Annotated in this window: 10 protein-coding genes; 4 read left to right on the forward strand and 6 right to left on the reverse strand. The window is 72.4% G+C overall.

The window, feature by feature from the left end; all coding sequences use genetic code 11:
* Positions 1-19 precede the first annotated feature (19 nt).
* The 3 genes from groL to GVV76_RS00165 all read right to left on the reverse strand — a co-directional run bounded on the left by groL (position 20) and on the right by GVV76_RS00165 (position 4112).
* Positions 20-1639: a chaperonin GroEL gene (groL, locus tag GVV76_RS00155; protein WP_159522540.1), complete on the reverse strand. Its 1620-nt coding sequence runs from the start codon at positions 1637-1639 to the stop codon at positions 20-22.
* Positions 1640-1918: 279 nt separating this feature from the next.
* Positions 1919-3439, reverse strand: coding sequence for a glycoside hydrolase family 15 (locus tag GVV76_RS00160; protein WP_159522538.1), 1521 nt, complete (start codon positions 3437-3439; stop codon positions 1919-1921).
* Positions 3440-3449: 10 nt separating this feature from the next.
* Positions 3450-4112 carry a LytR C-terminal domain-containing protein gene (locus tag GVV76_RS00165; RefSeq protein WP_159522536.1) on the reverse strand — a complete coding sequence of 221 codons (663 nt, stop codon included), beginning with the start codon at positions 4110-4112 and terminating at the stop codon, positions 3450-3452.
* A gap of 198 nt (positions 4113-4310) precedes the next feature.
* On the opposite strand from GVV76_RS00165, the gene GVV76_RS00170 reads away from it, so the two are divergent.
* On the forward strand, positions 4311-4997 hold the full coding sequence (locus GVV76_RS00170) for a uracil-DNA glycosylase (protein WP_159624037.1): 687 nt from the start codon (positions 4311-4313) through the stop codon (positions 4995-4997).
* A 71-nt stretch (positions 4998-5068) separates the two neighbouring features.
* Here the strand turns inward: GVV76_RS00170 and GVV76_RS00175 are convergent, their stop codons facing one another.
* The 3 genes from GVV76_RS00175 to GVV76_RS00185 all read right to left on the reverse strand — a co-directional run bounded on the left by GVV76_RS00175 (position 5069) and on the right by GVV76_RS00185 (position 9086).
* The gene (locus GVV76_RS00175; RefSeq protein WP_159624040.1) at positions 5069-5830 is read right to left on the reverse strand and encodes a Rossmann-like domain-containing protein; all 762 of its coding nucleotides are present in this window, start codon (positions 5828-5830) and stop codon (positions 5069-5071) included.
* A gap of 223 nt (positions 5831-6053) precedes the next feature.
* Positions 6054-7763: a DUF7059 domain-containing protein gene (locus GVV76_RS00180; RefSeq protein WP_159624042.1), complete on the reverse strand. Its 1710-nt coding sequence runs from the start codon at positions 7761-7763 to the stop codon at positions 6054-6056.
* Positions 7764-7850: 87 nt separating this feature from the next.
* Positions 7851-9086, reverse strand: coding sequence for an ROK family transcriptional regulator (locus GVV76_RS00185; protein ID WP_159624044.1), 1236 nt, complete (start codon positions 9084-9086; stop codon positions 7851-7853).
* 80 nt (positions 9087-9166) lie between these two features.
* Here GVV76_RS00185 and xylA point away from each other — a divergent pair, with 80 nt between their 5' ends.
* The 3 genes from xylA to chvE all read left to right on the forward strand — a co-directional run bounded on the left by xylA (position 9167) and on the right by chvE (position 13344).
* Complete coding sequence (gene xylA / locus GVV76_RS00190; protein ID WP_159624046.1) at positions 9167-10348, forward strand: xylose isomerase; 1182 nt, start codon at positions 9167-9169, stop codon at positions 10346-10348.
* A gap of 149 nt (positions 10349-10497) precedes the next feature.
* Positions 10498-11961, forward strand: coding sequence for an FGGY family carbohydrate kinase (locus GVV76_RS00195; RefSeq protein ID WP_159624048.1), 1464 nt, complete (start codon positions 10498-10500; stop codon positions 11959-11961).
* Positions 11962-12222: 261 nt separating this feature from the next.
* Entirely contained in the window at positions 12223-13344 is a 1122-nt protein-coding gene (chvE, locus tag GVV76_RS00200; protein ID WP_159624050.1) for a multiple monosaccharide ABC transporter substrate-binding protein, read from the forward strand.
* Position 13345: the final 1 nt, after the last annotated feature.

A 13345-nucleotide genomic window follows, 5' to 3' on the forward strand; every position in this document is an offset into this window, starting at 1 on the left:
CCGCGTGGGGAGGAGCGGATCAGTACATGCCGCCCATCTCGTCGCCGCCGCCGGCCGGGGCGGCCGGGGGCTCCGGCTTGTCCGCCACGACGGCCTCGGTGGTGAGGAAGAGGCCCGCGATGGACGCGGCGTTCTGCAGAGCGGAGCGGGTGACCTTGACCGGGTCGGCGATGCCGGCCCCGAGCAGGTTCACGTACTCGCCGGTGGCGGCGTTGAGGCCCTCACCGGTGGGCAGGTTGCGCACGCGGTCCACCACGACGCCGCCCTCGTAGCCGGCGTTGACGGCGATCTGCTTGAGCGGGGCCTCCAGGGCGACCTTGACGATCGCGGCGCCGGTGGCCTCGTCGTCGGAGAGCTCCAGGCCCTCCAGGGCGGCGGCGGCCTGGATGAGGGCCACGCCACCACCGGCGACGATGCCCTCCTCCACGGCGGCCTTGGCATTGCGCACGGCGTCCTCGATGCGGTGCTTGCGCTCCTTGAGTTCCACCTCGGTGGCAGCGCCGGACTTGAGGACGGCGACGCCACCGGCCAGCTTGGCGAGGCGCTCGGAGAGCTTCTCACGGTCGTAGTCGGAGTCGGACTTCTCGATCTCGCCGCGGATCTGGGCAACACGGGCCTCGATGGCCTCCTTGTCACCGGCGCCCTCGACGATCGTGGTCTCGTCCTTGGTGACGACGACCTTGCGGGCCTGGCCCAGGTCCTCGATGGTGGCGTTCTCCAGCTTGAGGCCGACGGTCTCGGAGATGACGGTGCCCCCGGTGAGGATCGCCATGTCCTGCAGCATCGCCTTGCGGCGGTCACCGAAGCCGGGGGCCTTGACGGCCACGGACTTGAAGGTGCCGCGAATGCGGTTGACGACGAGGGTGGCCAGGGCCTCGGCCTCGACGTCCTCGGCGACGATCGCCAGCGGCTTGCCGGCCTGCATGACCTTCTCCAGCAGCGGCAGGAGGTCCTTGACGTTGGAGATCTTGGACTCCACGAGCAGGACGTAGGCGTCCTCGAGGACGGCCTCCTGGCGGTCGGCGTCGGTGACGAAGTAGGGGGAGATGAAGCCCTTGTCGAAGCGCATGCCCTCGGTGACCTCAAGCTCGAGGCCGAAGGTGTTGGACTCCTCGACGGTGATGACGCCCTCGTGGCCGACCTTCTCCAGGGCCTCGGCGATGAACTCGCCGATCTGGGAGTCGGCGGCGGAGATGGAGGCGGTCGCCGCGATCTCGTCCTGGGTCTCAACGTCCTTGGCGTCGGCGAGCAGGCGCTCGACGACGGCGGCCACGGCCTTGTCGATGCCGCGGCGCAGGGCGATCGGGTTGGCGCCGGCCGCGACGTTGCGCAGGCCCTCGCGCACGAGCGCCTGGGCGAGCACAGTGGCGGTGGTGGTGCCATCACCGGCGACGTCGTCGGTCTTCTTGGCGACCTCCTTGACCAGCTCGGCGCCGATCTTCTCGTAGGGGTCCTCGAGCTCGATCTCCTTGGCGATGGTCACGCCGTCATTGGTGATCGTGGGGGCGCCCCACTTCTTGTCGAGCACGACGTTGCGGCCCTTGGGGCCGAGGGTGACCTTGACGGTGTCGGCGAGGACGTTGAGGCCGCGCTCCATGCCGCGGCGGGCCTCCTCCTCGAAAGCGATGATCTTGGGCATTGTGTTCCTCCACTGCGTGGTGGGTGGCTGGTCCGCGCCCGCGACGGACGGATCGACACCGGGCGTTCACGTCACGCCCAGCACCGGCCCTCACGTCCCAGCCGGGTCAATTGTCACTCGAAGGCTCCGAGTGCTAACGGCAATGCTGGCACTCTCGGTGCCCGAGTGCAAGATGCCCGCCGCGCCACGCGCCCGGCTTCCCCCGACGGCGAACCCGCCCCCTTTGGTGGGCGCCCCGGGCAGGCGCGCCGAGCAGGCGCCCCGGCGGCCCCGAGTCGGTCAGCCGGCGAGCTCGCCAGCCGCCAGCAGCACGAGCGCGCAGGTCCATGCCAGGGGCGCGGGGCCGGCGGGCCGTCCATCCGACAGGACCTTCTCCGCCAGGGCGCCCGCCGCCGTGCGGTGCGATTCCAGCCAGGTCATGAGCTCCTCGGCCTCGGTCCGCTCCCCCAGCGCCGCTGCCGACCATGCCAGGAGCGCTGTCTCCGGGGTCCAGGAGACGCCGTCGTCGCGCCAGCCCGAGCCCGGGGCGAGGCCGCCCGCCGCGCGGGTCATCCGCGCTCGGGCGCTGGCGCGGGCTCGCGCGCTGCCGGCAAGGGCCCGGGTGAAGGGCGGACCAACGAGCGCGATCGCGGCGTCGACGTCGTCATCGCGCACGTGGCGGCCCCATCCGGGGTTGAAGGAGAACTCGATGGCGGCCCGTGTCTGCCCCACCCGCTGGGCGAGCGCCTCGCGGCTCGGGATGGCGGGGGATGAGCCGGTGGTGGGGGCTCCCGTCGGCGCGCCCACCACCGGGCCAACGCGATCAGCCAGGAGCGAGCCCGCGAGCGCCACCGCCCCCTCCAGCCCCAGGAGGACCGGCGCGGCCAGGCCGAGGGTGGTCCGCTTCTCGGGCACCTCCCAGTAATCGGGGCCGGCCGGGGGCAGGTGGGAGGGCGTGGAGGTGAGGGTCATCAGTCGGCCGGCGGCCCGGCCGGCGGGATCGGCCAGGTCTCCCAGGTCTCCCAGGTCGGCCGGGTTGAGCGGGGCGCCTCCGCCGGCGGGGACGGCCCCTCCCCCCGCGATGACCCGACCGAGTGCCCAGAGGAACCAGCCCGCACCATCCTCTTGGCGGGGGCGGCTATCCGGCACCTGGCCGGCGGCGTCATAGCGGGCCTCGAATCCGCCGTCGGGCAGTTGCAGCGCGGCGAGCTGGCGGAGGATGGCCAGGGCTTCCTCCCTCAGTCCCACGGCGTCGAGGGCGACGGCCGCGAAGGAGGCGTCGCGCGGCCACACGTAGCGCCAAGCGCCCACGGGGCCGGCGACGACGGCGCCCACCGGGAAGCCCTCCGCCTCGGCGGATGGGGCCGCCGCATCCGTGGCGGGCGCGGGCTCGACGGCGAGGGAGGGGCTCGTGAGCGCGAGGAGGTCGGCCAGGGCGTCCGCGGCGAGATCCCGCCACCGGCCCCGCGGAAGGCGGGCGCCGGAGGCGCGCCGCTGGAAGGCGGTGTGGGCTGCGGCGCGCGCGGCGTCGTCGAGGGCCAGGGGGTCGGCGGAGGAGGCGGGCACGCGCGTGCCGGCGAGGTAGTCGACGGAGGCTCCGGGGGCGAGCGGGCGGACGAGGCCGCCGGCCCCGACGGCGAGCCCCTCGCTGAGGAGGGTTGGCTCGGGGCGCGCGGTCAGACGCGTGATCGCGGGGATGGCCGCGAGCGCGCCCCCCGCGAGGAGGGGCAGGGCGATGGCGCTCCGGCGCCGCAGGGTCCCCGTGCCGCACGACGGCTCCTCAACCGGGGCGGCGGGGTCGGGCGCGCACGCGTCACCCATCAGGCGCTCATCAGCGGTTGCCGCCCCTGCCGTTGCCGTTGCCGCCGTTGCCCGGCCTGGCGGCGGCGCCGTTGGGGCCGTCCTCGGAGGCGCCCGGGAAGTCCTCGCGCAGGATGATGACGATCGGGTTGGACTGGGCCTGCCCCGGGTCCTCCACGGCCTCGCCGCCTCCAAGGACGGCGACGATCGCCTGGGCCGTGGCGGCCCGCTCGGCCGAGTCGTAGTACACGGTGGTCTTCGTGGGCCGCTCAACGGTGTAGGCGCCCGGTGAGACGGTGACCTGCGTGTATCCGGCGGCGGACAGCTTCTCGCCGGTGCGTCCCGCCAGGCCCTGGATGGTGGTGCCGTTGTAGAGCGTGATGCCGGTGGACATGTTGACCTCGCCCGTCGGCGTGGCGGAGGCCGTGACAGGGGCGGAGGCGCCACCCGCGCCGTCACTGGGGGTGGCGGTGGGGGACGCCGTCGACGTTCCCGCCGTGCTCGTGGAGTTGTTGCTGGAGTGGCCCAGGAGCTTGACCGCCCCCCAGGCCAGGATCGGGACCAGGATGAGCACAGCGAGGAGGGATACCCAGCTCCGCCAGGCGGGGAGCTCGGCACGGTGAACGCCGATCGGCGCGGGTCCAGCGCCCCTGCCGTCGTCGAACTCGTCGGCGGGGTAGTCGTAATGGCTCACGCGGGCAGAATACCGGCCCGCCACCCCCCGGCGCACCGGACACGACGAGGGCGCGGTCATACCTGCCCGCTGCTCCATGCCTTCCCGCTGATCCATGGGCGCGAGCGGCCCGGCGGGCTCAGGGGCGGGTCGGCCGGGAAGCGCCCGCGGGATCTCGCTCATGCGTCCTCGGCGGCGATGACGCTCTACGCTCGGGGCATGAGCGAGTCCCGTGAGCCCCAGCCACTCGACCGGATCATCGACCCCTCGTGGGCGCGCGCCCTGGCGCCCGTGGAGCAGACGATCCATGAGATCGGCGCGCGCCTGCGCCAGGAGATCGCCGAGGGGCGCGGCTACTTGCCGGCGGGCACGGATGTGCTGCGCGCCTTCACATACCCGCTCGACGACGTGCGCGTCCTCATCGTGGGGCAGGACCCGTACCCGACGCCGGGCCACCCCATGGGGCTCAGTTTCTCCGTGACGCCGGGCGTGCGCCCGCCCCGGAGCCTGGAGAACATCTTCACCGAGCTCGTGAGCGATCTCGGCGTGCCGCGGCCGACCTCCGGCGACCTCACCCCGTGGTCTCGCCAGGGGGTCATGCTGCTCAACAGGGTGCTGACGGTCCGGCCGGGCTCGCCGGCCTCGCACAAGGGATGGGGCTGGGAGCAGGTGACTCAGCGGGCGATCGAGGCGCTGGTGGAGCGCGGCGGACCGCTGGTGGCGATCCTGTGGGGCCGGCCCGCGCAGTCGCTGACCCCGATGCTGGGATCGACGCCGATCGTCGCCTCGCCGCATCCCTCGCCGTTGAGCGCTTCCCGGGGGTTCTTCGGCTCACGGCCGTTCTCGCGCGCCAACGCGCTGCTGGTCGAGCAGGGCGCGGCCCCCATCGACTGGCGCCTCCCCTAATCCAGCGAGACCGGTCGAAAACAAGAGCGAGACCGGTCCGCCCACGGCGCTCCGCATCCCTCCCGTCGAGGTCAGGACGGAACTCGGTGCAGATGCATGCGTCGGCCGGGGCCGATGCCGGGAAGGACATCGAGCATGTCTGTTTCCAGACCGCGGTCCGCCACCCAGCCGGTGATCGTGTCGACGCCGAGGTCGAGGAAGAGCGGGTGCATCGGCGTCGACGGCCCCACGAGGACCGTGTGCGCTCCCCCGCCGACGGCGATCTCGATGAGCCGGGGCATCGTCTTATTGACGAGGCTCGACGACGAGATGAGGACGGCGTCGCAATCCGCGAGCACGTACTCGCAAGCGGTGTCGGGGTAGTCGCCGGGGCGCGGGTCGCGCTCCAGGATGAGGACCTCCGCGGCGCGGGTCAGCGCGCCCCGGGCGAAGGGGAAATGCCCGATGACGCCGATGCGGCCTCCGGCGAAGCGCTCGTTGTAGGGGTCGAAGACCTCTCGCCACCCCACTCCCTCCCCCGTGGGCGCGAAGCCATTGGCGACGGCGGTCTCCTCGCGGGAGTACCAGGAGTTGATCGCGGCGAGGCCCACGCTCGCCTCGGCCAGGTTCCAGGACTTCGCCAGTGAGGCGATGTCGCGAAGCGGGCGGCCCTCCGCCGGGGAGTCAGCGCTGAGCGCCGGGCGCGAGTGGGCGTCGATGGTGTAACCCGCGCCGCAGCCGCCACGGTCGTTGAAGACGCGCGTCCACTGCGGGCCGCGATGGACGGCAGTCACGCGCGCGTCATCGGGGAGGTCGTCGATGAGCGCGTCGTAGATCTCCCAGGGGTTGGTCATGCGAGGTCTCTCCACCAGTCGGCCGATAATCAGGTGAGCCTCACCGTATCTACGGGCTCGTGCCGGGCGCCGGGCCGACCGCCTTGCGGAATCACTGCGTCACCATCCGACGCCGCGCCGCGGCCGCGCGGCGCTTCGATCGGTACAGCCGCGCGACCCCGAACCGGTCTCGCTCGTATTTTCGACCGGTCTCGCGCCTGTTTTCGACCGGTCTCGCGCCTGATCAGGGGGCGGGGGAAAGCGAGAGCATTCCCCAGGCGGCGAGATCCCGGCACTGGGCCACGAGCTCGGCGGTGAGCGCCTCGGCATCGGCGTCCAAGAGCGCGGCGACGGCGCCCGCGATCTGGGCGATGGACAGCTCGCCGTCGGCCACGCCAATGAGCGCGGCCAGGGCGGTGCCCGCCTGGACGGAGCGCCCCAGCCCGCCGCCCTGGCGCAGGAGGATGACGCTGGGGTCGGCGCGCCCGGGCACGAGGTAGCGCTCCTCAGTGACGTCAGCGGCGACGACCGGCCTCAGGGCGGCGACGTCGTCGTCATCCAGGAGGGCGAGCCGGCCGCGGACGGCGATCGACGCCGCGACATGAGCCCCCAGGGCCCCGGACGGACTCGTGCTCACCTCCTCCAGGACGCGCCAGGGCCCGCGACGGGAACTTCCGGCGCCCACGGCCTCGGGCCGATGCGCCAGGAGGTAGCCGAAGCCGATCGCCTCGACGCCGCGTGCCTCGAAATCGCCGATCCAGGCGCCCAGGGCGGCCTCGAAGGCGTCGCGCTCGCGCTCAGGGGCCAGGCCGCCGTCGCGCAGCCACATGGTGGCGTACTCGACCGGGTCCTGGGCGTCGCGCTCGATGACCCAGGCGTCGACGTCGTCGGGGAACCACTCCCCCACGCTCGCCCGCCAGTCGGCACCGGCCCCGTGCTCCCAGTTGCCGAGCATGACGAGGGTGCCGCCGTCGGCCAGCATCCCGGCGAGGCCCGGCACGAGGCGCGGCAGGACGGGCCCACCGGCATCGCGGTACTCCATGAGCGGCAGGCCGGCCTCCCGCACGGCGGGTGGGGTGAGGACGAAGGGCGGGTTGGAGACGATGAGGTCGTACCGGCGTCGACCGAGCGGCTCTAGGAAGGAGCCCGCGAGGAACTCGAGGCGCTCGGGGGCGATGCCGGCGAGCGCGGCGTTGAAGGCGGTGAAGGCCAGTGCGCGCTCGGAGATGTCGGTGGCGGTGATGCGCTCGGCGTGTCGGGCGAGGTAGAGGCTCTGGATGCCGCAGCCGCAGCCCAGGTCGAGCGCGTCGCCCACCGGCCGCCGCGGCGCGAGCCCGGCCAGGGTGAGGCCGGCGCCACCGATGCCGAGCACGTGATCGGGGGCCAGGGCCTGCCCCGAGACGAGCTCCCCGACGTCGGAGGCCACCCACCAGCGCGCCTCTCCAGCGTCGTCGCGGGCCTCGTGTGGACGCAGGTCCACCAGGGCGCGCGCGAGGGCGGCTCGTCCCGGGCGGTCCCCGCGGGCCTCGGCCTCCTCGCGCCTCTCCAGCGCGACGAGGCCGATCCGGGCGGCGCCGCGAGCCCCGGTGCGCGGGAGGGCGCTATCGAGTTCTGCCGCCCTCACGGGCTCGCCGAGCATGAACAGCGCGGTGAGGACGGCGACCGGGCTGGGCCCGGCATCCGCCTGGCGCCCAGCCTCCAGGGCGGCCCTTACAGCGCGCAGGGCGGGCAGGCGGATCTCCCGGCGCAGGGCGGCCTCGGCGACGCTTCCGATGAGGACGGCCACGGCGTCGACGCCCCATCCGGACTCCTCCAGATCCGCTCGCAGATCGGCGGCCTGGCGCGCGGTCAGGACGGGGGCGGGAGGGGAGGTCGGCCGTGCCGGGGACGCGGGGGCGGGCGGCGCGGTCCGCCCGCCCGGGGCGGAGGAGGGGCGCGAGTCGTGGGCGGTCATGGGCCCAGTCTCCCGCGTCACCGCCTCATTCCCGGCATCCGGCGCGGGACTCGGGGGCCCGAGTGGGTCAGGCCCGGAGGCTGCGCCCTACATCCAGGCGCTGGGATCCGCGGCGACCCCCTCCAATAGCGCCCAGGCCGCGCCCGTGGCCCCGGACATCTGGTCTTTGTCGGCCCTGAGCACCTGCGGGGGGGACCACGCCGAGGCCAAGACGCGCACGCGCAACTCCTCCTCCAGTTCGGGGCGCAGCACCTCTGTCAGCGGGGAGAGATGGCCGCCGAGCACGACGATGGGGATGTCGAGGATGTTGATGGCCGCTCCCAGGCCCACGCCCAGGGCGTGGGCCGCGTGCGAGACAGCGGCCCTGGCCCGGGGCTCCCCCGCCTCCCAGGCCGCCACGAGTCTCTCCGCGGGCGCGTCGTCGGCCAACCCGGCCGCGGACAGGATGATGCGGCGCCCGGCGTAGCGCTCGAGGCATCCGCGGTTGCCGCAGCTGCATTCCGGGCCGCGCGGATCGACCTGGACGTGCCCGATCTCCCCGGCGAACCCGTTCGCGCCGTCGACCGCGGCCCCGTCGCGCACGAGTCCCGCGCCGATCCCATTCTCCCCCGACAGGTAGATGTAACTGGGCCAGGCGTGGACCATGGCGGGGCGCCGGCGCCCGACTGTCAGCGCGCCCAGGCTCGCCTCGTTGCCGACCTGGATAGAGGTCAGCCCGGCGGGCTCGAGCACCGGCGCCAGGATGTCCGACGGGCGCAGGTCCTCCCAGCCCAGGTTCGGGGCGCGCAGCAGCCGGTCCCCGGAGACCAGGCCGGGCAGGGCGAGCCCCGCCCCCACGATCGTGGACTGCCGGACGGCCGCGATGGTCAGCACATCGGTGGTCAGGCGCGCGAGGGCGCTGAGGACCCGCGCGGGATCCGAGCCGGCGAAGTCGTCGACGACAACGCGCTCCGCGAGCAGGTCACCGGACAGGTCGATGGCGCGCACGGCCATGTAGGCGACGTTGACCTCCAGTCCGAGCGCCACGAAGGTGCCGCTCGGCGCCACGAGCGGGACGGCCGGGCGGCCAGGACCGACGGAGGGGGCCGGCTCCAACTCGGCGATGATGCCGGCCGCCACGAGGTCGTCGGCCAGGCGCGAGGCCGTTGAGCGAGTCATCCCCGTCGAGGCGGCGACATCGGCCCGGGAGACCGGCGTCGGGGCGGACAGCACCTGGTGGGCGACGAGTGCGAGGTTCGCGGTGCGCAGCGTCGACTGGCGCGCCGAGGAGGCGGTGCTGGCGGCAGGTGACGACGATGCCGCCGAGATGGTACGAGCGGGCACCCCTTGACCCTACCTCATCGGCATGCCATAGTTGTTCCGCCAAACAAATACGGGCGCATGTCCGGCTCGAGGAGGAGATCATGGCTCGCAAGCCCACGAAGGAAGACAAGTTCTCATTCGGCCTGTGGACTGTCGGCTGGCTGGCGGCCGACCCCTTCGGCGACAAGACTCGCGCCGCTCTCAAGCCGTGGGAGTACGCCGAGAGGCTTGCCGAGCTCGGCGCGTGGGGCATCACCTTCCACGACAACGACGTCTTCCCCTTCGACGCCACCGACGCCGAGCGCGACGAGATCGTGTGCCGGCTCAAGGAGACCGTCGACGCCACCGGCCTGGCCATCGAGATGGTCACGACCAACACCTTCACCCACCCGATCTTCAAGGACGGCGGCCTGACCAACAACGACCGCTCCATCCGCCGCTTCGGCCTGCGCAAGGTGCTGCGCAACGTCGACCTGGCCGCCGAGCTAGGCGCCACGACCTTCGTCATGTGGGGAGGACGCGAGGGCGCCGAGTACGACTCCTCCAAGGATCTCAACGCGGCCTTCGACCGTTACAAGGAGGGCCTGGACACCGTCGCGGGCTACATCAAGGACAAGGGGTACAACCTCAGGATCGGCCTGGAGCCCAAGCCCAACGAGCCCCGCGGCGACATCTTCCTACCCACCGTTGGCCACGCCCTGGCCCTCATCGCCGAGCTCGACAACGGCGACGTCGTGGGGCTCAACCCCGAGGTCGGCCACGAGCAGATGGCGGGCCTGAACTACACCCACGCCCTGGCCCAGGCCCTCAATACCGGCAAGCTATTCCACATCGACCTCAACGGCCAGAAGGGCCTGAAGTACGACCAGGACCTCGTCTTCGGCCACGGCGACCTGCTCAGCGCCTTCTTCACCGTCGACCTCCTCGTCAACGGCTTCCCCGGGGGCGGGCCCCGTTACGACGGGCCCATCCACTTCGACTACAAGCCCTCGCGCACCGACGGCATGGACGGCGTGTGGGAGTCGGCCGCCGCGAACATGGAGATGTGGCTCCAGCTGGCCGAGAAGGCCAAGGCCTTCCGCGCCGACGCCGGGGTCCAGGAGGCCCTGAGGCTCTCCGGCGTCTACGAGCTCGGCGAGCCCACCCTCGCCGAGGGCGAGTCCATCGAGGACTTCCTGGCCGACCGCTCCGCCTATGAGGACTTCGACGCCGAGGCCGCCGCCGCCCGCGACTACCACTTCGTCGACCTCTACCAGAAGGCCGTCATGCATCTGATCGGCTGATCATCCGGGACTCCCGTCAGATCCAGCCGACCCGAGCGCGTCAGGGGCGGTGGCGCCCACCGGCGTCGCCGTCCCTGACGCGCTCGGTCCCGACGGCGGGCCCAGCCGTCCTCGTCCACACTCCCACCCCGCGCGGAAGGAACACCCGTATGAGCGCGACCCTGGTTGCCGGCGTCGACTCCTCGACCCAGTCCTGCAAGATCGTCATCCGCGATGCCGCCACCGGCGCCCTCGTGCGTGACGGGCGGGCTTCTCATCCCGATGGCACCGAGATCCACCCCGATCAGTGGTGGCGGGCCCTGGGCGAGGCCGTTGACGCCGTTGGGGGGCTTGATGACGTGGCGGCCCTGAGCGTGGGCGGCCAGCAGCACGGCATGGTCGTGCTGGACGAGGACGGCGAGGTGATCCGCCCGGCCCTGCTGTGGAACGACACCCGCTCGGCCGGCGCCGCGGCCGACCTCATCGTCGAGCTGGGCGGGGGCGACCAGGCGGCCGGGCGCGCGGCGTGGGCCCGGGCGGTGGGATCGGTGCCGGTGGCCTCGCTGACCGTCACCAAGCTGCGCTGGCTGGCGGACCACGAGCCCGGGGCGGCCGCGCGCGTCGCGGCCGTGTGCCTGCCGCACGACTGGCTGACCTGGCGCCTGCGGGGCACCGGGCGCTTGGAGGACCTAGTCACGGACCGCTCCGACGCCTCGGGCACGGGCTACTTCGATCCGGTGGCCAATGCCTACCGGCGCGACCTGCTGGCCCTGGCCCTGCGCATCAGCGAGAAGGAGGCCGAGGCGATCATCCTGCCGCGCGCGCTGGGGCCCCACCAGGCCGCGGGCCCCGGCGGCCGCGATGTCCTGGGACGCGACCTGTCCCACCTGGTACTGGGCCCGGGGTGCGGGGACAACGCCGGGGCGGCCCTGGGCCTGGGCCTTGGCCCCGGTCAGACCAGCGTGTCCTTGGGCACCAGCGGCGTGGTCGCGGCGGTGTCGACCACCCCCGTCCACGACCCCAGCGGCCTGGTGGCCGGCTTCGCCGACGCCACCGGGGCCTTCCTGCCACTGGCCTGCACCCTCAACGGCGCCCGGGTCCTGGACGCCGCCAAGACGGTGCTGGGGGTGTCCTACGAGGAGTTCGACGCCCTGGCCCTGGCGGCCGCCGAGGGCGCGGGCGGCCTGGTGCACGTGCCCTACCTGGAGGGCGAGCGCACCCCCAACCTGCCCGGGGCCACCGGGATCCTGACCGGCATGACCCTGGCCAACCTCACGCCCGGCAACTACGCGCGCGCCGCCGTCGAGGGCCTGCTGTGCCTCATGGCCGACGCCCTGGACGCCGTGCGCGCCCAGGGGGTGGGCATCAACGAGGTCACGCTCACCGGCGGCGGGACCAGATGGGCCTGCACCAAAGCCCTGGCCCCCGCCATCCTGGGCGTACCGGTCAACGCGCCCGCCCCCGCCGAGCGCGTCGCCGACGGCGCCGCCAAACAAGCCGCCTGGGTTCTGACCAACACCGACCAGCCCCCCGCCTGGACCCCCAGCGCCCCCGAGCGCCTCACCGCCACCCCCCAACCACGCATCCGCGCCGCCTACCACACCGCCGCACAGCTCCTCCTCACCCACAGCTGAACAGCCGAGACCCCACAACCCCATCCACCCCGATCTCGCGGGCGATGGAAGCGCGCATCGCCCCGGGACGCCGACCGCGCCCCCATTAACAGGTGCCCTGCCTCAGGACGTCGTTGACTGCCATACCTCTGTCTTAAGGATGAACTGTCACCGGCGATTGGAAGCAGGGCACCCTTGTTTACAGGTCATCCTTCAAGTGCTACGGTGAAACAAATAGGCGGCTTGTCGGGCCGCCCCTCACATAGCAGGCAAGGAGGCCCTATGTCGAACCTGACCCGCAGGTCGTTCGTGGCCGGTGGGGTCGCGAGTCTCGCCACCGCCCTCGCGGCGTGCACGGCCGAGCGCACCGCCGATTACTACGGCTCGTCCTCCGGAGGGCAGGGCGCCCTCGTCGGCGTGTCGATGCCCACCAAGAACCTCGAGCGGTGGAGCCGCGACGGCGAGAACCTCAAGACGCTCCTGACCGGCCTGGGATACCAGGTCGAGCTCCAGTTCGCCGACAACAAGGTCGAGCAGCAGAGCTCCCAGCTCCAAACCATGATCAACAAGTCGCCGAAGGTCATCGTCGTCGGCGCGATCGACGGCTCGGCCCTGGCACCGGTCCTCCAGTCCGCCGCCAACCTCGGCATCACGATCATCGCCTACGACCGCCTCATCCGCGACACCGAGGCCGTGGACTACTACGTCACCTTCGACAACTACAACGTCGGCGCATTGCAGGGCAAGTACCTCGTCAATGCGCTCGGCCTGGAGTCCGCCAAGGGGCCGATCAACATCGAGCCCTTCTCCGGGTCCCCGGACGACAACAACGCGCGCTTCTTCTTCTCCGGGGCCTGGGATGTGCTCGCCCCCTACGTCAAGGCCGGTACCCTCGTGTGCCCCTCGGGAAAGATGCCCGCGTCCGTCGACGACTGGCAGTCCATCGGCATTCAGGCCTGGTCCAACACCACGGCCCAGGCGGAGATGGAGAACCGCCTCAATTCCTTCTACAGCGCCACCACCCGCGTCGGAGCGGTACTGGCACCCAATGACGCCATCGCCCTGGGCGTGTCCCAGGCGCTGGACTCCGCGGGCTACGGGCCCACCGACTGGCCAGCGCTTACCGGCCAGGACGCCGATCAGGCCAATGTCGCCAATATCGTGGCGGGCCGGCAGTCGATGACCGTCTTCAAGGACACGCGCAAGCTCGGCGAGCGCTGCGCGGCGATGGTCGACCAAATCATCAAGTCCGAGCAGGTCGAGGTCAACGACACCGACTCCTATGACAACGGCGTCAAGGTGGTCCCGGCCTACCTGCTCGAGCCGGTGACCGTCGATGCGGGCAACGTCAAGGAGGTCCTCGTCGACTCCGGTTATTACAGCGCCGGGGAGATCGGGCTATGAG

This window comes from Actinomyces sp. zg296 (assembly GCF_009829695.1).
Classification (GTDB): domain Bacteria; phylum Actinomycetota; class Actinomycetes; order Actinomycetales; family Actinomycetaceae; genus Actinomyces; species Actinomyces marmotae.